Here is a 22,531-nt window from a genome sequence, read left to right on the forward strand (position 1 = left end):
CCCATTTCCCGGCTCCGGCCACAGCAGAACTGATTACTATGCTCCAGCTCTTTCGCGGTTTTTTCAAATCCAAGATCGGGATCGTCGTCACCTTGGCTTTTCTGGGCCTGATCGCGGTCGCCTTTGCCAGCTCCGATGTGGCGAATACCGGCATGTTCGGCGGCGTTGCCGGTGGTGACCGAGTGGCAGTCGTCGGGGACCGCACGATTTCCACATCCGACCTGCAGCAGAACGTCAACAATGCGTTTCAACAGGCGCGCGCGCAGAACCCCACGCTTTCGCTGGAAGCATTTATAGCGCAGGGCGGCTTTGATGACGTGCTCAACCAGGTGATCAGCCGCAATGCGCTGGCGGAATTTGCCGAAGTGCTCGGCCTGCGTGCGGGCCAGCGGCTTGTCGATAGCGAAATTACCAACGAACCCGCCTTTCGCGGTGTCGATGGTGAGTTCGATCCCGAAGCCTTTCGCGCCGCGATTCGTGCCCAGAGCCTGACCGAATCGGCCGTGCGTGACGATTTGGCGCTCAGCCTGCTGGCCCGGCAGACGGTTGTGCCGCTTTCCTACCAAACGCGCATGCCGCGCAGCTTTGCCCGCACCTATGCGCAGCTGCTCAATGAAACGCGCGTCGGCGATGCCTTGCGCTTGCCCGCTTCCGCTTTCGCGCCCGAAGGCGATCCGACAGATGCGCAGCTTCAGGCTTTTTATGAAGAGAATGAGGCGCGGTATATCCGCCCGGAACGGCGCATCATTCGCTACGCGGCCTTCGATGCGTCCGCACTCGGCGCACTCCCTCCGGTGACTCAGGCGCAAATTGCCGCGCGCTATCAGGCTGACGCGGTGCTTTACCAAGCCAGCGAGGAGCGCAGCTTTACCCAGCTCGTCGTGCCGACACAGGCTGCTGCACAGGCCGTGATCGATGAGGTGGATGGCGGTGTCTCCCTGCAAGCTTCGGCCCAATCCAAGGGCCTCTCCACCACGACAGTTTCCGAAGTCGAGCAGTCCGATTTCGCTACGACCACTTCTGCAGCGGTGGCTGAGGCCGCTTTCGATGCCGATGAAGGCGATCTGGTCGGCCCGGTGCGCGGCACTTTGGGTTGGTATGTGCTGCGGGTAACCGATGTGAATGTCATCGCTGCGCGCACGCTCGCCGATGCCAGCGATGAAATTCGCGAACAGCTCGAAGCCGAACGCCGCAGGGAAGCGCTGAATGAATTGACCGAGCGATTCGAAGATGAATTCGCGCGCGGTAAATCGCTGGAGGAAGCCGCCGAAGAACTCGATATTGAAATCCAGTCTACGCCGCAGCTTCTGGCCAACGGTCAGGTATACGGCGAACCCGGTCAGCCGCCCGAAGAACTGGCCCGCGTTGTCAGCTTCGCGTTCGATCTGGGCGAGAACGAACCGCAGATCGCAGCGATCGTGCCCGACACCGCCTATATGATTTTCGACGTTGGCGAGATTTTCAACAGTGCCGCCGCGCCGCTCTCCGAAATTCGCGATCAGCTTGCTCTGCAATGGCGACGCGATCGGGGAATGGCTGCTGCGTCGGAGGCAGCAGCGCGCATCGTGGAACGCGTCGAGGGTGGCATGTCGCTTGCCAATGCCATTGCCGCGGAAGATGTCGATCTGCCAAGCCCCGAGACGTTGACGCTGAATCGGCAGGAGCTTGCCCAGTCCGGCCAGGTCAATCGCGCGACGATCCTGTTCTTCTCCATGGCCGAAGGCACGGCGAAACGAGTCGCAGTGGAAGAGACGGGCAGTTGGTATGTGGTGCAATTGAATGAAATCCAGGCACCGGACTTGAGCGAAACCGAAGAGGGGCTCGCGCAGATCGAGAACACCGTGACGCAGCTCTCAGGGCAGCTCGGTGAAGAATACGTCGCGCAATTCGTCGCCGGTGCGGAGGCATCGCTTGAGATCGAACGTAATGATGACGGCATTGATGCGGTGCGCAATCAGCTGACCGGCGCGACACGCTAAAGCCAAGGGAGGCCGCGCTGGCCGAGGGTCTCAACAACGTCGACGCCGCCCGCGAAGCGCTCGCCAGCGGGCTCAATACGCTCGTCTGGCGAAAGGTCGTCGCCGACACAGAGACCCCGATTGGCGGCGCGCTGAAGCTGATCGAAGAGGGGCGCGGAGACTTCCTGCTGGAATCGGTAGAAGGCGGCGAGATCCGCGGTCGCTATTCGCTGCTCGGGCTCGATCCCGATCTGATGTTTCGCGCGACGGGCGACGCTGCTGAGATCAATCGCAATTGGCGGCATGACCGCGACGCGTTTGCGCCTGTAAGCAAGGACGCGATGACTGCGCTGCGTTCGCTCGTGCAAGCATGCCGGATCGATATGCCCGAGGGACTGCCTCCGGCCCTCGCCTGCCTTGTCGGCTATTTCGGCTATGAAACGATTGGCCTAGTCGAGAAATTGCCGAGGGCGCCGCAGAGCGAGCTGGCTCTGCCCGACATGCTCTTCGCTCGGCCAGCGCTGGTTCTTGTGTTCGACAGGCTGACGGACGCGCTTTTTGTGATCGCGCCGCTGTGGGCAGACGAGAGCGATGCAGACGGCAAGATCGAGCGGGCGGAAGAGCGGATCAACGAAGCCTTGCGTAGGCTGGGCGAAAAAGTGCCTTCCGCGCCGCGTCTTGCCGATTTGCCCGATTGCACGCTGATCCCGGTGATGGACGAAGCGGATTACGCAGACATGGTGCTGCGCGCGAAAGAGTACATCTCTGCTGGCGATATATTTCAGGTCGTGCTGGCCCAGCGCTTTACCTGCCCCTTCCCACTTCCGCCTATCGCGCTTTATCGTGCGCTGCGCAGAGTGAACCCGTCACCCTTCCTCTATTTTCTCGACATGCCGGGCTTTGCCGTCGTCGGCTCCAGTCCGGAGATCCTGGTGCGCGTCCGGGACGGCGAAGTGACGATCCGCCCCATCGCTGGGACGCGTCCGCGCGGCACAAATGAGAGTGAGGACAAGGCCAAGGAGAAAAGCCTGCTCGCCGATCCGAAGGAATGCGCCGAGCATTTGATGCTGCTCGACCTCGGGCGGAATGATGTTGGCCGCGTGGCCGAGGCAGGCAGCGTTACCGTGACCGACAGCTTCACAATTGAACGCTACAGCCATGTGATGCACATCGTCAGCAATGTTGTGGGTGAGCTGGCGGGCGATAAGGACGCGCTCGATGCACTGTTCGCAGGTTTTCCCGCGGGCACGGTCAGCGGCGCGCCGAAAATCCGCGCATGCGAGATTATTGCCGAGCTGGAGCCGGAAACGCGAGGCGCCTACGCGGGTGGTGTCGGCTATTTCGCGCCCGATGGCAGTGTCGATAGCTGCATCGTCCTGCGCACTGCCGTTGTCAAAGATGGCACGATGCATGTGCAGGCCGGTGCCGGCATCGTTGCAGACAGCGATCCCGCTTCCGAAGCTGCCGAATGCCGCCACAAGGCTGGGGCGTTGATCGCAGCAGCGCGGGAAGCGATGGCCGTCGCTGGCGAAGCCGAGTTTGGCCAGTGAGGCTTCTCAGCCCTGCCCTCATAGCGCTCGCCTTAGCACTTGGCGGCTGCGACGTTCGGTTTGAGCAAGAGGCAGAAGAAGCGCTGGTCTCGATCTGCGAACCGGTGATTTTCGAAGACACGCCTTTGGTCCAGTGTACCGCCGATCCAACGCAGCATTCTATCGCTACCGATCTCGTTCCAGAAGGCGAGGAGACGCCTTATCGTTCGCTGCGCGAACTCTCTTTCGCAGAGCGGCCGGACGGCGCGCCGCCAATCGTCTTCGCGGCGAATGGCGGCATGTTTGATGAGGAAGGCTTTCCCATCGGCTACTATGTCGAGGACGGGCAGCGGCTAACCGTGCTCAATCAACGCGATGGACCGGGCAATTTCCATATGAAACCCAATGGCGTGTTTTTTGGCGATAGTCCCTCAGGCCCATGGCAAGTGCTTGATACGCAGCGCTTCGCAAGCCGCGGCCAGCGCCCGCATTTCGCCACGCAATCGGGCCCCATGCTGGTCGTGAATGGGGAATTGCACCCCGATATCCAGCCCAATGGCACCTCATTGCGCATTCGGAACGCAGTGGGCGTCGATGAGCTTGGCCGCGCACATTTCGTGATGAGCGAAGTGCCGGTGAGCTTCGGCAAGCTGGCACGCTATTACCGCGATGTCCTGAATGTCGACAACGCCCTCTATCTGGATGGTACTGTGTCGCAGATATGGGACGTCCCCAATGATCGATTGGAAACCGGACCGCCTATCGGCCCGTTGATTGTCGTTACCATGCAAGAAGAGAGTTCATGAGCGATTACCGCGAACTTTATCCGATCACAGAGCCTTTCGACAGCGGCATGCTGGATGTGGGCGAAGGCCATTCACTCTATTGGGAGCGCGTTGGCACGAAAGGCGCAAAGCCTGCGGTCATGCTTCACGGCGGCCCTGGTGGAGGCATCTCGCCTACTCACCGCGGCCAGTGGGATCCGGAACTTTACGACGTGCTGCTGTTCGACCAGCGCGGATGCGGCAAATCGCTTCCCTTCGCCGAAATCGAGAACAACGATACCTGGCGCATCGTCGAGGATATGGAGCGCCTTCGCGAGATGTGCGGCTTTGACAAATGGCAGGTGTTCGGCGGCAGCTGGGGCTCAACACTCGCCCTCGCCTATGCGCAAAAATATCCTGAGCGATGCAGCGAACTGGTCCTGCGCGGTGTCTTCCTCGGTCGGAAGAAAGAACAGGATTGGCTCTACAGTCGCGGCGCGAGCGAAGTCATGGCGGAACAGTGGGACAATTTCAGCGGTCTTATCCCCGAGGCCGAGCGCGGAAATCTGGTTCAAGCCTATTACGACCGTCTGACGAGCGACGATGAAGCAACCCGCCTCGCCGCCGCCAAGGAATGGTCACTGTGGGAAGGCAGCGTCGCGACATTGCTGCCGAACAAGGAGCTGCTCGATAGCTTTGCCGATCCCGCAAAGGCGGTTCCCTTCGCGCGGATTTGTGCGAAATTCTTCCTGAAGGAATTCTTCCTTGAAGAAGGGCGACTGCTGAAGAATGCCGACAGACTGAAAGACATTCCCGGCATCATCGTTCAGGGGCGCCACGATATCTGCACTCCTCCCGTTTCCGCATGGGAGTTGAAAAAAGCGTGGCCAGATGCCGATCTGCGGATCGTCCACGATGCAGGGCACAGCGCGTTTGAGCCGGGTATCATCGACGGCCTCGTTCGTGCGACAGATGGACTTGCTGGCAAACAGGCTTGATTGTGCAGGCACCAGAGGCAATGGCGGCGCAATGATCCTCGTCATCGACAATTACGACAGCTTCACCTTCAACCTCGTCCATTATCTGATGGAGCTGGGCGCGGAAGTCGTGGTCGAGCGTAATGATGCGATGACAGCGGCAGAAGCGGTGGCGGGCGACGCAAAAGGCGTTCTGATTTCGCCGGGGCCGTGCACGCCGAATGAAGCCGGCATTTCGCTCGATCTGGTCGCGGCCTGTGCTGACAAGGGGCTGCCGCTTCTCGGCGTATGCCTAGGCCACCAGGCAATCGGTCAGCATTTCGGCGGGCGCGTCGCGCGCGGCGGTTTGATGCACGGCAAGACTTCGCCGGTAGAGCACGATGGGACAGGCGTTTTTACCGATATCCCCTCGCCCTATATCGCCACGCGCTATCACTCGCTGATTGTGGAAGACATACCCGATTGCCTGCTGGTCAATGCGCGCAGCGAGACTCCCGGCCTCGATGGCAGTAGCGTGATGGGTTTTCGCCATGTGGACCTTCCCATTCACGGCGTGCAATTTCACCCGGAAAGCATCGCCACCGAGCATGGGCACAAGCTGCTCGCCAACTTCCTCAATATCTGCGGGATCGAAGCGAAGGTGCCTGTATGACCGTTCTTCCTCCCACTGACATCCCGCTGACCGAAGCCGATGCCGAGCGCGCCTTTGGCGATATGCTTGACGGAAAGCCGAGCGAAGAAGAAATCGCCGAATTCCTGAGCGGACTTTCCGATCGCGGTGAGCGCGCGGAGGAAATCGCTGGCGCTGCGCGCGCCATGCGAAAACGGCTCGTCCCGATCGAAGCGCCCGACAATGCGATAGACGTATGCGGAACGGGCGGCGATGGCCACCATACGCTCAACGTCTCGACCGCTGTTTCTCTCGTCGTCGCGGCCTGCGGCGTTCCTGTGGCAAAGCATGGCAACCGCGCGGCGAGCTCGAAATCGGGCGCAGCAGATACGCTCGAAGCTCTGGGCCTCGATATGGACGCAGCCGGGCGGACTGCGGAGAAGACGCTTGCCGAAATCGGCATCTGCTTCCTCTTTGCCAAAAACCATCATCCGGCGATGGGCCGCATTCAGCCGATCCGCCAGAAGCTTGGCAAGCGCACGATCTTCAACCTGATGGGGCCGCTGTCGAACCCGGCAAAGGTTCGGCGTCAGCTGATCGGTATCGCCCGGCCGGCCTATGTGCCGATCTATGCCGATGCGATGGCGCGCCTCGGCACCGAGCGCACCTTTATCGTCTCCGGCGACGAAGGACTGGACGAGCTGAGCCTCGATGAAGGCAACGAGCTTGCCGATGTGACCGGCCGCGAAGTCCGTATGCGCCGTGTGGATGCGAGCGATGCGGGCCTCAATCATGCACCTGTCGAAGCCATCAGGGGCGATGATGCGGTTCACAATGCCAAGGCGCTGCAGGCGCTCCTGCTGGGCGCGCCCGGCCCTTATCGCGACGCGGTCCTGTTCAACAGCGCAGGCGCACTGATGGTCGCGGGCGAAGTCGAAAGCTGGCAGGACGGCGTCGAAGAGGCTGCAGAGGCGATCGACAGGGGTCTCGCCAAGGCGCTGCTCGAGTGCTGGATCGACACGGCAAAATAATGAACAAGCTTGAGGAAATTTGCGCCGTAAAGCGTGAGGAAGTCGCCGCCCGCAAGACGGCGAAGACGCTGTCCGACTGCGATCGAATCGCGGAAGAAGCCACGCCGCCACGCGGGTTCAAACGCGCGCTTGAGGAAGCTTCCATCGAGGCTTTCGGTCTTATCGCAGAAATCAAGAAAGCCAGCCCTTCCAAAGGCCTCATCCGCGAAGATTTTCGGCCGCATCAACATGCGCTCGACTACACAAAAGGCGGCGCTGCCTGCCTCTCGGTGCTCACCGATGCGCCTTATTTTCAGGGCCACGAGTCCTTCATGACGGAAGCCCGCGCTTCCACTCACCTCCCGGTGCTGCGCAAGGATTTCATGATCGATCCTTGGCAAATCGCAGAAAGCCGTATGTTTGGCGCAGATGCTATTCTGATCATCGTGGCGGCGCTGGAAGACGCGCAGATGGCTGAAATCGAGGCCGCCGCTCTCGAGCGCGGGATGGATGTCCTGATCGAAGTGCACGACGAGGAGGAACTGGAGCGCGCAGCCACGCACCTCACTTCTCGCCTGATCGGCGTCAACAATCGCAATCTGAAGACGTTCACAACGGATCTTAGCACAACCGAACGCTTGGCGCCGCTCGCTCCGGAAGGCAGCCTGCTGGTGGGTGAAAGCGGCATCAACTCGCATGAAGACTGCCTGCGTCTTGCCGAAAGCGGTGTGCGCTGTTTCCTGGTCGGCGAAAGCCTCATGCGGCAGGAGGATGTCGAGGCGGCGACGCGCGAATTGCTGGGTCGCTAGGCTTCGCAATTCATCCTTCGCATTCCGGGCTGATCCTGCTTATGTTGGCTCGACGATCCACAATCATAGAGAGGATGCAACTATGGGTATTTTTAGCTCGATTAAGAACGCGATTTTCGGCGATGATGACGACAAGAAGGTGGAACATGAGGCGAAACCTGCGTCAAAGACCGTCGAGACGGCCCGACCGCGACCCGTCAGTACGATGGACCTTGAAGAAGCGCTGGACAACAAGCCCGGCTCGGACAAACTGAACTGGCGCACCTCGATCGTCGATCTTATGAAATTGGTCGGTATCGATCCGAGCTATGAGAACCGCAAGGAATTGGCTGCCGAGCTTGGCGACAACTATTATTCGGGCACAGCTGAAGAGAATATCTGGCTGCACCGCCAAGTCATGGCGAAAATCGCTGCAGAGGGCGGCAAAGTGCCGCGGTCACTGTTGGATTGATTGCATCCTGATGGCTGACATTGCGGGCGATCTGCGGTAGGTCGCCCTCCATGTCTGAATTGACCCATCTGGATGACAAAGGCTCAGCACGCATGGTCGATGTCGGCGCCAAGAGCGTGACCGGACGCACCGCGACAGCAGCCGGCTTCCTCCGCGCATCCGCCAGCACGATCGCTGCCATTCGCGATGGCAACACGCCCAAGGGCGATGTGCTCAGCACCGCGCGACTTGCTGGCATCATGGCGGCGAAGAAAACCGGCGATCTGATCCCGCTCTGCCACTCCTTACCGCTCGATAATGTGACGGTGGACTTTGCGTTTCAGCAGGAAGGCATTGCCGTCTCCGCGACAGCGCGCCTTTCCGCGAAAACTGGCGTGGAAATGGAAGCACTTACAGCCGCTTCTATCGCCCTCCTCACACTTTATGACATGGCGAAGGCGCTGGAAAAGGGCATGGTCATCGAGAATGTCCGGCTCATTGCGAAGACGGGTGGCAAAAGCGGTGACTGGTCTGCCGAGTGATTAAGCAGCCGCCACTGCTATACACGCAGGCGCAGCGTCAGCTTGTTTCGCTGGCAGAGCCGTTGGGTAGTGAAACAATCCCTGTAGAACACGCGGCGGGTCGTTGCCTCAATGGGAATCTTACAGCCAAGCGATCGAAGCCGACTGCCGACCTTTCGTCAATGGATGGCTACGCGCTGCGCGACGATGATTGCGATGGTCCATGGCGGGTTGTCGGTAAAAGCGCAGCAGGACATCCGTTCGAGCGACCGATTGCCAAAGGCGAAGCCGTCCGCATCTCGACCGGCGCGCTGATGCCGGATGGCGCAGGGGCGGTGTTGATACAGGAGAATGCTGTACGGGACGGAGAGAAACTTTCGCTTTGCGGCGAAGGCGAGCCGACACCGCGTTATATTCGTCGCAAAGGCTTTGATTTCCAACAAGGCGATCATTTGCTCGGCCGCAACACTTGGTTGAGCCCCGCGCATATCGCACTGGCGCTGTCGGGCGGGCATGCAAGTGTCATCGTGGGAAAGCGACCCTCGATTGCGATACTAGATTGCGGCGATGAGCTGGTCCGCTGTCCTGAAGATGCAAGCATCCACCAGTTACCTGCGAGCAATGGGCCAATGCTTGCAGCAATGGCGTCACCATTTTGTAAAGAGGTGACGCGAATTGGCCCGATAGCCGATCATTTGGACGATCTGGTTAAAGCATTCGACGGAGCCTCCGATTGCGATGTCATCGTGACATCTGGTGGAGCATCTGTAGGCGACCATGATCTCATTCGCCCTGCGCTCGAAAAGTGGGGGGCAAGCATCGACTTCTGGCGAGTTTCCATGAAACCGGGCAAGCCCATGCTGGTGGCGAGAAAAGGGGCGCAGATTATCCTCGGCCTGCCGGGTAATCCGGTGTCGAGCTATATAACGGCCTATCTCTTTATGCTCCCGCTACTTCGGGCATTGGCCGGTGATCGCCAGCCATGGCCGGTCGAACGAAGTCATCCGTTGTCACACGCCTTACCAGCAGCTGGAGAGCGCGCAGAATTTCTTCGCGCAGAAATTCTGGGCGACCGCGTCAGCGCGTTCGCCGAGCAGGATAGCAGCGCGCTTGTCAGCCTATCGCGAGCCAACGGCCTGATCATACGAGACGGCAATGCGCAACCGGCGCATGCGGGCGACATTGTTTCGGTGTTTCATCTCCAAAATGGCGGTATCGCTTGACTTAGTCGATTCTGTTTCATAATTGTTCTTTATTCGTTCCCGATGTGGAACATTTGAGTGAGGGACAAGCGCATGCTGACCGCGAAGCAACATGAATTGCTGTTATTCATCAATCGGCGTCTCGATGAGTCGGGCATTTCGCCCAGTTTCGAAGAAATGAAAGAAGCGCTCGATCTCAAGAGTAAATCGGGTGTGCACCGCCTGATTTCCGCTCTTGAAGAGCGCGGCTTCATCCGCCGATTGCCAAATCGCGCCCGGGCGCTCGAAGTCGTGAAAATGCCGGACAACGTTTCAAATGATGCAGTCGCCAAGGCCACCACGCCGCCGGCATCCGCACCCGCACCGGCAAATGACGTTATTGAAATACCGCTGCATGGCCGCATTGCTGCCGGTGTGCCGATCGAAGCGCTTGAAGACAGTCAGTCGCTTCCCGTACCTGCGGCCCTGCTCGGCTCGGGTGAGCATTACGCTCTGGAAGTATCGGGCGACTCCATGATCGAGGCGGGTATTTTCGATGGCGACTACGCCCTTGTGAAGAAGAGCGACACGGCGCGCGATGGAGACATTGTGGTTGCACTCGTCAATGGCGAGGAAGCGACGCTTAAATATCTTTTCCATGAAGGCAGCAGCATTCGGCTCGATCCGGCGAACGCATCTTACGATCCGCAGGTGTATGCTGACAGCCAGGTCGAAGTGCAAGGCAAATTGGCTGGCCTGCTGCGCCGCTACCACTGACGGACAGGTTACGGAAATACCAGAGACGCCGCGCAGTCGAAAAGGCAGCGCGGCGTTTCTTTTCTGCGGGTGGACGAGAGCGAACGACGCTCAATTATCCTCCCGGCGACCACGCCACCAGCCATGATCTCCCTCACTGTTGGCTACGGAACGATAACTTTCGTCAGCAAGATTGATCGCAAGTCCTCCGGTGGCGCTCAACATTCGCCCATCGGCCTTCAACCAGCGCGGCTTGCAACTGCGCGGCAACCAGCGATCCGCAATCACGATATCCGAGCGTTCACAAGCAGCCGCGAGCGAACGCTCGGCGACTATGTCCCTGCTTCGGCTCATCAGGATATGCCAGTCGCGCCCTCCCCGATTGAGAGTGATCACGCAGAAATCGCGGCTGCAGTCAGCGCCTGGCCAGTCCGGTAAAGGTAGTGGCTCGCCCTCGACCCCGGCCAACTCGAGAAGGTTGTCACGCGTAAAGCTACTTCGCGTATCGCGAAGAACCAGCAGCCGGTTATCCTCCCCGGTGACACCGACATGGCGCCCATCGCCCGAGATCAACAGATCGGGAATGGGGGTGATCGCGAGGATGAGACAACCGATAGCGGCGGGCACGAAGCCAAACAGGCGCGCCCTCCCCCGCCAAAGCGCAAGCCACAGACCCCCGGCGACGAACAGCAGCACAGTTCCAAGCGTCATTTGTGGGATAAGTTTCACGGCTCCCGGCTGATCGGCAGTGAAATGCGCGATGCCGATCAAAAGATCGAGCGACTGCCCGACCAGCCACCAGAAGGGCGCGCCAGCTCCGATGATGTCGAAGATCAGCGCGATGGCGATCAGCGGCATGGAGATGAAGGTGACGAGCGGAATGGCTATCACGTTCGCGAGCGCTCCATAAACACCGGCTCGATGGAAATGGAAAAGCACCACGGGCATCAGTGCGATTTCGATTACAAAGCCAGTAATCAGCAACATGATTGTCCGCCGCGATAGCCAAGCGAGCCTACCTTCCTCTCTCGGCGCTAGGAAACGCTTCACCGGCTCGGCATTATGCAATGCAATGATCGCAATGACGGCCGAGAAGCTCATCTGGAAGCTCGGGCCGACCAGGCTTTCAGGCCAGACAAGCATCACTGCCATGGCCGCAACCGCTACCATCCTGAGCGATAATGGCTCCCTGCCCAATGCGAGCGCGATTAACACCAACAAAGCAGCAATGCAGCTCCGCACGGTCGGCACTTCGGCGCCCGTCAAAAGCGTGTAGCCCACACCCGCAAGCGCCGCGATCCCGGCTGCGACGACGGGCAACCGCACGCGCAAAGTGAGCCACGGCCACAGAGCAAGCAGCTTGGTCGAGATCAGATAGCCCGCTGCGATGACGGCACTCACATGCAGTCCGCTGATCGACAAAAGGTGCGTCAGCCCGGCATCTCTCATCGCATCCTCATCCGCCTCGGAAATGCCGCCACGATCTCCGCTGGCGAAGGCTGCCGCGATGCTTCCCGCTGATCCGCCCAATTCGCCGCGCACGTGGCTTGAGAGCACGCGTTGCAACCGTGCGATGGGTGCTTCTTCGCCTTTTGCTGGCTCGATGACAGTGATGTCGCCCTGCACGCTTCCGGTGGCCGCGAGGCCTTGGAACCACGCAGCGCGGGCGAAATTATAGCTGCCTGGCAACATTGGCGCTGTCGGCGGCATCAACCGCACTTGAGCGCGTATCAGCGCGCCCTCCGCCATCAACGCATCTGCATCTTTTAGAGGCACATTCACACGAATCTTGACCGGATCTCCATCATCCGGTGAACGAATGGCGAGGACAAGCCGTACTCGGTCCTGCGCAGGCTGCTCAATCCTTTCGAGGATGCGGCCCTCTACCTCCTCGAACATCGGTCGTTCGAATGTTTGCGCACCGACCATTTCAGAACGGGTCCAGATGAGGGCAATGCCGAACGCGAAGAGCAAACCAATGGCGAGCAAACCGCCGGTCATGTGCACGCGATCATCGCGTCCCCGCCACTTCGCCAATCCTGCGAGCGGCACCATGAGACCTGCGGCGATGGCTCCGATCCACCATGCGGATGTGGAAAGCGCAAACCATGCTCCGATCCCTGCGGCCATGGCGACAGCCATCCACGGGCCACGATCGAAGCCAGCGCGCGCAAGAAATGCCTCGGCGCCATCCGCCAAGCTGGACAAAGACGCGCGCTTTCGCCAAGGCGTCTGCTGCAACGCAACATCGCTCTCGTCGTCCCCCAGCGGAACCAGCGGTGGCTGCCGCGTTGCCATGGACGATACAGGACAGGAAACAGTAGCTTATGGCAAGCGCAACCGGATTAAATGCTGGCAATGATCGGCCCGTGGTCACGCGGTTTGCGCCCAGCCCCACCGGTTTCCTGCATATCGGCAATGCCCGCACAGGTCTGTTCAGCTGGCTCTATGCGCGCCATTTCGGCGGCAAAGCGCTCTTACGGATCGAAGACACAGACAAGAAGCGCAGCACGCAGGAAGCTATCGATGTGATTTTCGATGGTCTGAGCTGGCTCGGTCTCGAATTCGATGAGGAGGCGGTTTACCAGAGCTCCCGCGTCGAACGCCACGCCGAAGTCGCTCGCAAGATGCTTGAGGCTGGCAAGGCCTATAAGTGTTTTGCCACGCCCGAGGAACTGGCCGAGATGCGCGATCAGCAGCGCGCCAACAAGCAGCCGATGCGCTATGATGGCCGCTGGCGCGACCGCGATCCGTCCGAGGCACCTGAAGGTGCGCCTTACACCATCCGTGTCAAAACAGAGACGGACGGCGAGACCGTGATCGAGGATGCCGTGCAAGGCCGCGTCACGGTCAAGAACAGCGAGATCGATGATTTCATCCTGCTTCGCGCTGATGGCACGCCGACTTATATGCTCGCTGTCGTGGTCGATGACATGGACATGGGTTGCACCCACATCATCCGCGGCGATGATCACCTCAACAACGCCTTCCGCCAGATACAGGTCATCCGCGCGATGCAAGGCGTCGAAGATGGTTGGGAAGAGCCTACATATGCCCATGTGCCGCTGATCCACGGGAATGACGGCGCGAAGTTGTCGAAGCGACACGGCGCGCTGGGTGTGCGTGACTATCGTGAGATGGGCATTCTTCCCGAAGCACTGTTCAATTACCTGCTGCGTCTTGGCTGGGGCCACGGCGACCAGGAAGAATTTAGCATGGAAGAAGCGATTGCCCTTTTCGATATCGACGCGGTGAATAAGGGGCCGAGCCGCTTCGACATGAAGAAGCTGCTGAACATGAATGGCAATTACATCCGCCAGGCGGATGATGCGCGTCTGGCCAGGATTGCAGCAGAACGGATTGGCCCGGAAGCCGATGTCGAGTTGCTGACAGAAGCGATGCCGGTGCTCAAAACCCGAGCCCGTGACATGAATGAATTGGCGGCAGGAGCAGCTTTCTTGTTCACGGAGCGTCCGCTGGAAATGGACGAAAAGGCAGCTGGCCTGCTTGATGACGAAGCGCGTATGAGACTTTCGTCTATTTCAGGCCGGTTGCAGGCAGAAACGGACTGGACAATTGAGGCGCTGGAGGCCACTCTGAAGGCATATGCGGAGGAGCTGGGACTTGGTCTTGGCAAGCTCGCACAGCCGCTTCGCGCGGCGCTTACAGGGACGACAACCTCGCCCGGAATTTTCGATGTGCTGGTCCTTCTCGGACGGGAAGAAAGCCTCGCGCGGATTGATGCGCAGGCAGCGGCTTGAAACGGCTGCCCAGCTAGGACAATTTTGAAGGAGAAGCCCTTTGGCTGACAAGCAGGCGGAATTGACAGTAGGCGGTGAAACGCATGAGTTTCCCACTCTTGAGGGAAGCGTTGGCCCCGATGTCATCGATATTCGCAAGCTCTATGGAAATACCGGAAAGTTCACTTTCGATCCCGGCTATAAATCCACGGCAAGCTGCGAAAGCGCGCTGACCTTTATTGATGGTAATGAAGGTGTGCTGCTGCACCGCGGCTATCCCATCGGGCAGCTGGCAGAGCATTCCAGCTTTATGGAAGTCAGCTATCTTCTGCTCAACGGCGAATTGCCGAAGCAGGACGAGCTTGACGATTTCACCAATACCATCACCTATCATACGATGCTGCACGATCAGATGCGGCAGTTCTATCAGGGTTTCCGCCGCGATGCGCACCCGATGGCGATCATGTGCGGCGTAGTTGGCGCGCTGTCTGCCTTTTATCATGACAGCACTGACATTTCGGACCCTGAGCACCGCAAGATTTCGAGCCATCGCCTGATCGCCAAGATGCCGACGATCGCTGCAAATGCTTACAAATATGCGGTCGGCCAGCCTTTCATGCAGCCGCAGAACTCGCTCAGCTATACGGGCAATTTCCTGCGCATGACTTTCGGCGTGCCGGCGGAAGAGTATGAGGTCATCCCGGCTGTCGAAAAGGCGATGGACCGGATTTTCATCCTCCACGCCGATCACGAACAGAACGCTTCGACTTCGACCGTGCGCCTCGCCGGTTCTTCGGGCGCGAACCCATTTGCCTGTATTTCCGCCGGCATCGCCTGCCTGTGGGGCCCGGCGCATGGCGGTGCGAATGAGGCTGCTCTCAACATGCTCCGCGAAATCGGCACGCCGGACAAAATCCCGCACTACATCGAGCGTGCGAAGGACAAGAATGACCCGTTCCGCCTGATGGGCTTCGGTCACCGCGTGTATAAAAATTACGACCCGCGCGCGATGGTGATGCAGAAGACGGTGCGCGAAGTCTTCGATGCGCTCGACGTGAAGGATCCGGTGTTCGAAACGGCGCTGCAGCTGGAAGAGATCGCGCTGAACGATCCCTATTTCCAGGAAAAGAAGCTGTTTCCGAATGTGGATTTCTACTCGGGCATCATCCTGTCGGCGATTGGTTTCCCGACGACGATGTTCACCGCACTGTTCGCCCTCGCCCGTACTGTGGGCTGGGTCGCACAGTGGAACGAGATGATTTCGGATCCTGGCCAGGTTATCGGCCGCCCGCGCCAGCTCTACACCGGGCCGACGCAGCGCGATTACGTGCCGGTCAGCGAACGCTAAGCCTTCGCATTTCGAATAAGAGAGCCTCCGCTTCGGCGGGGGCTTTTTTATGCCCTATCGGCATCCGGATCGGCAGGGATTTCCAAAATAAAACGCGCGCCCTGCCCCTTGGCGCTTTCTACAGTAAGATCGCCCTTCATCGCGCGGGCGAGACGGCGCGAGATATAGAGGCCGAGGCCTGATCCGCCATCGCCTTTGCGACCCAATCGCTCAAATTTAGCGAAGACCCTGGATTGCTGGTCGTCATCCAATCCCTCGCCTTGGTCCGCCACTACGGCCCGGGCGCGGCCGTTTTCCTCTTCAACGCGAACCCAGATCTGCCCGCCTTCTGGCGAGTACCGGATGGCATTGCCGATGAGATTGAGTAGAACCTGCAAAGTGCGCCGAAATTCGCCAACCGCAGGAACGCTCTCATCATCCTTGGGCGCATCTAGTTGGATGCCGCGCTCCTTGGCGCGAACACCCAGAATGCCGACAGCACGGCGCGCTACATCAGCGAGATCGATATTGTCTGGCGCAGGTGAGAATTCCTCATCCTCAACCATTTCCAGCGTCGTCAGATCATCGATCAGCGCGAGCAGATGCTCACCGGCAGAAGCAATATCGGAAGCGTAATTGCTGTATTCATCCGCGAGAGGCCCTGCGAGCTGGGTGCGTATGGTCTCCGCATTGGCGATTATTCGACTGACGGGCTGGCGGAGGACCGGCGCAATATCGCGGCCTATGCCTGCGCTGCGTTCCGGCTTTCGCGATTGCTTCGTAATCCGCTCTTCCAACGGACGATCAGGCACGAGGTAGAGCTCGAATCCCTCGCTGCCGGGCTCAGCCCTGCCATTCGGGACAAGCTGCGCGGCCCATTCACGCTTGCTATCGGGTACCGAAACCAGAGCGCCGTCCAAGAGACGCCAGTGCAATGGCTGTTCATGGCTGTAACCAGCGGGGCTCGCAAAATTCGTCCAGGGCTGGCCGACGCCAAGCATCATTTCTTCGCCCAGGGCATCGAGATCGGCAGCAGTCCAGTCAACCGTCAACAGCTTCTGCTCGACATCCAGGCGTGCAGTCAGTCCTGAAAGGTGTCGCACTAAAGCCAGATGCCCGCGGCGCTCTTCATCGGCAGCGGTGATGGGAATGTCTTCCGCCTCCCACGTGCTGATGGTGATGATCGTTCCAGCCTTGCCGGGAACCACTTCTGCCCATGCCGAAATCTGCTCGACCGAATCCTGCGCCCGGATTGCGCGCGACAGTCGCTTGCCCGTCTGGCGCGCCTTGCAGACGAGATCGAGCAAGGCAGGCGTTACAATTGCGCCCGGAATCTCGCCGCCTGCGCGCATGTGAAAGCTCGCCAAAGGCTCTTCGGCCTCTATCAGACGATTGTCGGCATCGGTGCGCGCCCGTGCGGAAATGATGCTGGCGGAGGACATCGCCTCAATGCGCGCCTTCGTCTTGCGCGTCGTTCAGCATGGCCACGGCACGATCTGGGCGGATGGTATCGAAACCGTCCGGCAGCGTTATCTCGGGATGCAAATAGAGGAATTGCTCTTCAACAGCGCTCTGGTTCAGGCCCGCAGCTCGTAGGGATAGCGCCAGTCTGGCGCATTGCGCCTCCCCCAAGGACATGATGACGGTATCGCGATTGATATCGGCAGCCATGCTCACTGCGGTGACGAAAATCGAGAGTCCGGCATTGTCGACCGCGAGCGCGCGATTTGCACGGTGCTGCATCCCGGAAACGAGACGGATGAACTTGGCGACGCGCCTTTGATCGGGATCATAGGCGTCGCACATGGCTTTTTCGGCTTTTGCCGCGTCCTCGCCGTCTGCGGCAGTATGTTCACGGAATATCTGCATCGCGCGCTCAAACAAATCATGCGGCAGCTCATGGAGCGGCAATGCCATGCGGCCCTGCTGCTGCATGAAGCGGGCCTGGGCAGCGAGGGCATGCATCGCGCCTGTTGCGACCTGATCCTCGGTTGACGATACCAGCTCCTGAAGAACGGGGGAAAGCACCGGATCGATGCCGCTTCGCCGACTAAGCCTGTCCGCCAAAGTGGCTTCGACAGTGATCGCATGCGCGTGCGAGAGGAAATCCGTCTCATCGAGCAAAGCCGAAGCGATCTCGTCCAGGCTCTGCTCGATAAATTCCGCGCGATTGCTGATGCCTCTCACATCGGCGAGGTTCGCGAGCATCTGTTGGGCGAGATGCAGCATCATGCCGCGGATGGTCGCAATAACCTGATCGCTGAACAGCGCTTGATCCACATTTGCGAGCAGATGGCGCAGGATCGGCGGCGCGGTGGCGATGATGACATCGCCATGCGCAAGCTCACGCTTCAATGTGATTTCAACCGAGCTGGCTGATTTGTCAGGTGCATTTTGCTCGCTCATAGATGCGGCCATATAGGGACAGCGTTAATTCCGCGTTATCTGCTGTCTTGCGCCACAGGCAGGAGCTTCGCCGCCAGAACAAGCGTCGCAATCAGCATGAATGCGACTTCGGGAGGCACAATAGCTGACAGGATCGCCAAAGCGCCTGCGATCAAAGCGCGATCCCTCAGGGAAGCGCTGATCGCAGGGGCCGCGCTTCTGTCAAGCAGCAGCAGTGTGGCAAACAATACGAAGGGCGGAAAAGCCGCACGATACCATAGGCTATCGATCACCAGCACTCCGCTGACGAGGATCGCCAAGTCGACCGCTTTGCGCAAGATCGGCCAGCGTCTAACCTCTCCGAAGGGTGCGACCGAAAGCCTTGTAATACCGAGAAGAAATTCAACAACGGGGACACTCGTCGCGGCCAGCGCGAATGAAAGCACGGGCAATTCGTAAACTGCCGCGGCGACGCTGCCGGTGAGCAAGAGCCCGAATAACGCAATTACCGCTGGCTTCGCCCAGCCTTTCTGCATCAACCAACCGCCCGCTCGAGCCGCAATGGCGGATCCAACCCAGCACGACGGGGCGGCCAGCGATCCTTTGCCAAGGTGGGCCTGCATCCAGCCTGCCTCGTGCCGCTTCGCAGCATCGGCATCCCGGATGATCTGCCATTTGCCGTCATCGAGAACGCTATCGTCCAAACGCGCTTCGGACAGGCAGTGTTGGAGGGCAATCCGCAGCAATGCCGCGTGCGGCGCGGCTTCTTCAGGCAGGCTGGTCAGCTGACCAAGCCACTTGCCCGGCACGGTCATCACACCGCCCCATGCGCGATCGAGATCGATGCGTTCGAAACCGGCAGCAGTGCCGGGGCCGGCGGAAAAGACGAGCATGCGATCACCCTCAGCCTGGATCAGCTCCAGGGCCTGGCGCGACTCGGGCAGCAGACCCGGCTGAAAAATCAGCAAGCTATCTGCATCCTTGATCGCTCCCGGCAGGGCATGCGCATTGGATATCACCTGATATCGCATACCAGCTTTCTCGGCGGCGTGGCGCAGCGCGATGGCATCTTCAGAAGCCCCGCCACCATGCGCGACCACCTGCGTGCAGCCGCATTGCCGCGCGAACAGCAATTGCCTTTGCGCGAGCGTCTTGCCCGCAACCGATGGCTGAGGCGCCTCGCCCGGATGTGGCAGGGAAATGAGCGCGGCGCGCAAGTTCGAATTCTCCAGTGGTGGAATCGCCTGCGCCAGAAACTAGGCAGTCTCGGGCACGCTGCCAACCGAGACAATCAGCTCTCTACCGAAAAATCCTGCGTGAACTGGCTTAGTTTACGAAGGATTGCCGGATCACCGGGCGCGCCATCGAGCGCTTCCTCGGCCAATGCGACCAATCGGGCGGCGTGAAAGCTGGCGCCCAAGCCCTTGATACGCTCCGCTGCCAAACGCCAATTGCCATCGCAACGCGAGCGGCGCAGTAAATCGATCTGGTTAGCCAGACTTTCGAGGAAGCTCTCACGCAACTCAAGGCGCAGCGACATATCGTCGCCCGCGACTGAGCTCAACGCCAATTCAAAATCGGGATGTGAATACGCCATTGCGTTGCCAATAGAGGACAACGCGTTAAGGCGGGGTTTCAACCGATTAAGGGTGTGTTAGGGATAGAACATGTCACGCCGCCGCACCCTTCTGCCTGTTGATAATGACGATGCATTCGCAACGGACGCCGAGACCGAGACGGAAACCGCGTCGGATACGGAATATGAAAGCGACTATGAGGGCGAGCCAGAACAGTTTCTGACTGAGCCTGGATACGAAGATGCGTATCGCCCCGCCCGCTTTGGCTGGGTTGTTCCGACGCTAGCCATTTTTGCAGTGCTGGGCTGGACCGGCTTTTTCGGATGGATTTACCGGGATGAGATCCTAGCGGGTGCTTCGCCGCAGCAATGGGCAGACTGGATCGTCGCATGGTGCGTGCCTGTCCTACTGATCGTCGGCATGTGGCTCCTCGCTATGCGCAATAGCGGACGGGAAGCAGCACGGTTTGGCGGCATCGCCCGACAGCTTTCCGATGAGTCCGCCTTGCTTGAGTCGCGCCTTGCCGTGGTCAACCGCGAGCTGAGCCTCGCCCGCGAATTCATCGCCTCGCAGACGCGCGATCTGGAATCGCTCGGCCGCGTCGCGACCGAACGTCTCTCGACCAATGCCGATCATCTCCAAACTCTGATCCACGATAATTCCACGCAGCTCGATAGTATCAAATCGGTTGGCGAGACTGCGGTCAGCAATATGGAGAAAGTGCGCGACCAGCTGCCTGTGCTCTCCAGCGCTGCGCGCGACATGTCCAACCAGATCGGCAATGCCGGCAATATTGCGCAAACGCAGGTCGAAACGCTTGTCGAGGCGTTCGATCGACTGAACCAGTTTGGCGAGACCGGCGAGCTTCATGTCCAGCGCGTCAACGACACTGTCACCAGCACGCTTGCCGCATTCGATCGCCAAGTGGCCTCGATCGGCGAAGTCACACAGGCGCGCTTCCGAAAACTGCGCGAAGTCAGCGATACGTTCCGCGCCGATCTTGTCGAATCCGAAGATGCTGCATTCGAGACGATCAAGCGCCGCGCCGAAGAGCTATCGCTCGCACTTACCACCCAGCTGAATGCGCAGCAGGAGCTGGAAGATGACGCGCTCAGCAATATGCGTGAGCGCATTGCCTCCGTGACAGCAGAAGGTGAAGCATTGCTTGCGAAGATGGGCGATGGGCGCGAACAGGCGGCGAGCGCGTGGAGTGAAGCCATCAGTGCGCTTGAAGGCCGAACGGCAGAGGCGTTCGCAGAGCTCACTCGTGTTGACGAAACCGCGATGGCGAATGCTCGCACGCGGCTTGCGCAGCTTGCCGCCGAAGCCGAGCGGTTCGATGAACGCAATGCGCAATCCATCAGCGCTTTCGATTCCGATATGGATCGGCGGCGCGCCCAGCTTGAAGAGCGAGAAGCGGCTGAAATTGCTGCTTTGGAGACGAAGCTGACAGAGCTTGATGCGCGCATCACAGAGCGCCAGGAAGAACACCTTGCGCACGTCGCCGGCCTTGCCGAACGCGGGGAAGCCTTGTCACAGCGGCTTGCGGAAATCGATACGCAGATCGGCGCGATCGCGTCTCAGGGTGACATAACTCGCGAGGAACTGAGCGAATCTGCCGCATTGCTCGGCGCACGGATTTCCGAGAGCCGAAGCATGCTCGATGACAGCGGCACGCTGATCTCAAGCCTGACCGATGACAGCGTTCGCCTTTTGGAGATCATCCGATCGAGTGCGGACCACACGCAGGGCGCGCTCGCCGAGGCTGTAGGGCAAGCGGAGGCTCGCTTGACCGGATTCGGCGAGGAAGCGGCTCGCCTACACACCCTTATCAGCGAGGCTGAAGAGCGTGGTGCCACGCTGGCAGGGCATATCGAGACGGCAAACACCGGCGGATCGGCAACGCTTGAGCAGCTGAGAGACATGGAAAGCCAAGTGGCCACTCTCGCAGCGGAAAGCGAGCGCTTGGCGGAGCGGACTGGGAGTGAACTGCGGGAAGCATTGGAACTGCTCGCCGCATCCTCCACCACGGCCCTCGAAGGCCTGCGTGACGATCAGAGCAGCGTGCTCGACGATATCGCCGCGAAGATTGCCAGCGAGAGCCGCGAACGGATTTCCGACGCGATCAAGGCCGATGCGGCATCGACGATTTCTGAACTGGAAGCAGCAGTCGTTCGCGCATCCGAGAATGGCCGCGATACGGCTGTCGGACTGCGGAACCAGCTTGCGAAGCTGAATGAACTCGTCACCAATCTTGAGCAGCGTGTTACCTATGCTCGTGATCGTGCGGAAGAGAAGGTCGATAGCGATTTTTCACGCCGCATGGCGCTCATTACGGAGGCGCTCAATTCGGCCGCAATCGATATTGCGAAGGCGTTCGACAATGAAGTGTCTGACACGCAATGGGCCAATTACCTGAAAGGTGATCGCGGCATTTTCACGCGTCGGGCGGTGCGCCTGCTGGACAAGCAGGACGCGCGTTCTGTCGCAGAGATTTATGGAGAGGACAGCGAATTTCGCGAGACGGTCAATCGCTTCATCCATGATTTCGAAGCTATGCTGCGCGAAGTGCTCGCCACGCGGGATGGTAATGCCATCGCAGTGACGCTGCTCTCCAGCGATACGGGCAAATTATATGTCGCGCTGGCGCAGGCGATTGACCGCTTGCGCAACTGATCATTCGTATCCGGGCGGCGTTCCGAAGATGTTGATATCGTCTACCGTCACCCAACCCTCAATAAAATTGGCGACGTAAAGCGCGCAAAGCACCGCTGACAGGATCGTCGCGCGCCAGGCAATGCGCCATGGGCGAAAATTGATGGGCGCGCTGTCAGCCTGCCCTGGCACTTTCTCCACGCCAGCCTCGTCGGCCGTCCTTACCCCGAATGGCAGCAGTACGAACGCGCTCATCACCCAAAACAGCAGGTAAATTGCGATAATCGATGTCAGCTGCATAC

General features: G+C 59.6%; 20 protein-coding genes. 14 read left to right on the top strand and 6 right to left on the bottom strand.

Going from position 1 to position 22,531, the window contains the following annotated elements:
- Positions 1–38 precede the first annotated feature (38 nt).
- The 11 genes from I5L03_RS08890 (at position 39) to lexA (ending at position 10,566) form a co-directional block, all read left to right on the top strand.
- Positions 39–1,979, top strand: coding sequence for a peptidylprolyl isomerase (locus I5L03_RS08890; protein WP_197921380.1), 1,941 nt, complete (start codon positions 39–41; stop codon positions 1,977–1,979).
- A gap of 17 nt (positions 1,980–1,996) precedes the next feature.
- Positions 1,997–3,508 (top strand): anthranilate synthase component I, encoded by a 1,512-nt coding sequence (trpE, locus tag I5L03_RS08895; RefSeq protein WP_197921522.1) that lies wholly within the window; start codon positions 1,997–1,999, stop codon positions 3,506–3,508.
- Complete coding sequence (locus I5L03_RS13540) at positions 3,505–4,293, top strand: phosphodiester glycosidase family protein (RefSeq protein WP_325100144.1); 789 nt, start codon at positions 3,505–3,507, stop codon at positions 4,291–4,293. The genes trpE and I5L03_RS13540 overlap by 4 nt, the downstream gene beginning before the upstream one ends.
- A complete protein-coding gene (gene pip, locus I5L03_RS08905) occupies positions 4,290–5,249 on the top strand; it encodes a prolyl aminopeptidase (protein ID WP_197921382.1) in 960 nt (319 codons plus the stop codon). The genes I5L03_RS13540 and pip overlap by 4 nt, the downstream gene beginning before the upstream one ends.
- A gap of 31 nt (positions 5,250–5,280) precedes the next feature.
- On the top strand, positions 5,281–5,880 hold the full coding sequence (locus tag I5L03_RS08910) for an anthranilate synthase component II (protein ID WP_197921383.1): 600 nt from the start codon (positions 5,281–5,283) through the stop codon (positions 5,878–5,880).
- Positions 5,877–6,869: an anthranilate phosphoribosyltransferase gene (gene trpD, locus I5L03_RS08915; protein WP_197921384.1), complete on the top strand. Its 993-nt coding sequence runs from the start codon at positions 5,877–5,879 to the stop codon at positions 6,867–6,869. Before I5L03_RS08910 ends, trpD begins: the two co-directional genes overlap by 4 nt.
- Positions 6,869–7,657: an indole-3-glycerol phosphate synthase TrpC gene (gene trpC, locus I5L03_RS08920; protein WP_197921385.1), complete on the top strand. Its 789-nt coding sequence runs from the start codon at positions 6,869–6,871 to the stop codon at positions 7,655–7,657. The genes trpD and trpC overlap by 1 nt, the downstream gene beginning before the upstream one ends.
- Positions 7,658–7,739: 82 nt before the next feature.
- Positions 7,740–8,108: a DUF3597 domain-containing protein gene (locus tag I5L03_RS08925; RefSeq protein WP_197921386.1), complete on the top strand. Its 369-nt coding sequence runs from the start codon at positions 7,740–7,742 to the stop codon at positions 8,106–8,108.
- Between the two features lie 50 nt (positions 8,109–8,158).
- Positions 8,159–8,629 (top strand): cyclic pyranopterin monophosphate synthase MoaC, encoded by a 471-nt coding sequence (gene moaC, locus I5L03_RS08930; RefSeq protein ID WP_197921387.1) that lies wholly within the window; start codon positions 8,159–8,161, stop codon positions 8,627–8,629.
- Complete coding sequence (locus I5L03_RS08935; protein WP_197921388.1) at positions 8,626–9,831, top strand: molybdopterin molybdotransferase MoeA; 1,206 nt, start codon at positions 8,626–8,628, stop codon at positions 9,829–9,831. Before moaC ends, I5L03_RS08935 begins: the two co-directional genes overlap by 4 nt.
- Positions 9,832–9,903: 72 nt before the next feature.
- Positions 9,904–10,566 (top strand): transcriptional repressor LexA, encoded by a 663-nt coding sequence (gene lexA, locus I5L03_RS08940; RefSeq protein ID WP_197921389.1) that lies wholly within the window; start codon positions 9,904–9,906, stop codon positions 10,564–10,566.
- A 90-nt stretch (positions 10,567–10,656) separates the two neighbouring features.
- Here the strand turns inward: lexA and I5L03_RS08945 are convergent, their stop codons facing one another.
- Positions 10,657–12,843: a ComEC/Rec2 family competence protein gene (locus I5L03_RS08945; RefSeq protein ID WP_197921390.1), complete on the bottom strand. Its 2,187-nt coding sequence runs from the start codon at positions 12,841–12,843 to the stop codon at positions 10,657–10,659.
- A 29-nt stretch (positions 12,844–12,872) separates the two neighbouring features.
- On the opposite strand from I5L03_RS08945, the gene gltX reads away from it, so the two are divergent.
- Both gltX and I5L03_RS08955 read left to right on the top strand, forming a co-directional pair.
- Positions 12,873–14,306 carry a glutamate--tRNA ligase gene (gene gltX / locus I5L03_RS08950; RefSeq protein ID WP_197921391.1) on the top strand — a complete coding sequence of 478 codons (1,434 nt, stop codon included), beginning with the start codon at positions 12,873–12,875 and terminating at the stop codon, positions 14,304–14,306.
- Positions 14,307–14,346: 40 nt separating this feature from the next.
- On the top strand, positions 14,347–15,633 hold the full coding sequence (locus I5L03_RS08955; RefSeq protein ID WP_197921392.1) for a citrate synthase: 1,287 nt from the start codon (positions 14,347–14,349) through the stop codon (positions 15,631–15,633).
- 47 nt (positions 15,634–15,680) lie between these two features.
- Here I5L03_RS08955 and I5L03_RS08960 read toward each other — a convergent pair whose 3' ends face one another.
- From I5L03_RS08960 to I5L03_RS08975, 4 genes are all read right to left on the bottom strand, one after another.
- Positions 15,681–17,054 (bottom strand): sensor histidine kinase, encoded by a 1,374-nt coding sequence (locus tag I5L03_RS08960; protein WP_197921393.1) that lies wholly within the window; start codon positions 17,052–17,054, stop codon positions 15,681–15,683.
- Between the two features lie 4 nt (positions 17,055–17,058).
- Entirely contained in the window at positions 17,059–18,018 is a 960-nt protein-coding gene (locus tag I5L03_RS08965) for a hypothetical protein (protein ID WP_197921394.1), read from the bottom strand.
- A gap of 35 nt (positions 18,019–18,053) precedes the next feature.
- A complete protein-coding gene (locus I5L03_RS08970; protein ID WP_197921395.1) occupies positions 18,054–19,214 on the bottom strand; it encodes a hypothetical protein in 1,161 nt (386 codons plus the stop codon).
- A 74-nt stretch (positions 19,215–19,288) separates the two neighbouring features.
- Positions 19,289–19,594, bottom strand: a complete 306-nt coding sequence (locus I5L03_RS08975; protein ID WP_197921396.1) for an Hpt domain-containing protein — start codon at positions 19,592–19,594, stop codon at positions 19,289–19,291.
- A 70-nt stretch (positions 19,595–19,664) separates the two neighbouring features.
- Here I5L03_RS08975 and I5L03_RS08980 point away from each other — a divergent pair, with 70 nt between their 5' ends.
- Positions 19,665–22,250 carry a coiled-coil domain-containing protein gene (locus I5L03_RS08980; protein ID WP_197921397.1) on the top strand — a complete coding sequence of 862 codons (2,586 nt, stop codon included), beginning with the start codon at positions 19,665–19,667 and terminating at the stop codon, positions 22,248–22,250.
- Here the strand turns inward: I5L03_RS08980 and I5L03_RS08985 are convergent, their stop codons facing one another.
- Entirely contained in the window at positions 22,251–22,529 is a 279-nt protein-coding gene (locus tag I5L03_RS08985) for a DUF1467 family protein (RefSeq protein ID WP_197921398.1), read from the bottom strand.
- Between the last annotated feature and the right edge of the window lie 2 nt (positions 22,530–22,531).

Origin of the sequence: Aurantiacibacter sediminis, from assembly GCF_016019885.1 — a bacterium.
Lineage (GTDB): Bacteria > Pseudomonadota > Alphaproteobacteria > Sphingomonadales > Sphingomonadaceae > Alteraurantiacibacter > Alteraurantiacibacter sediminis.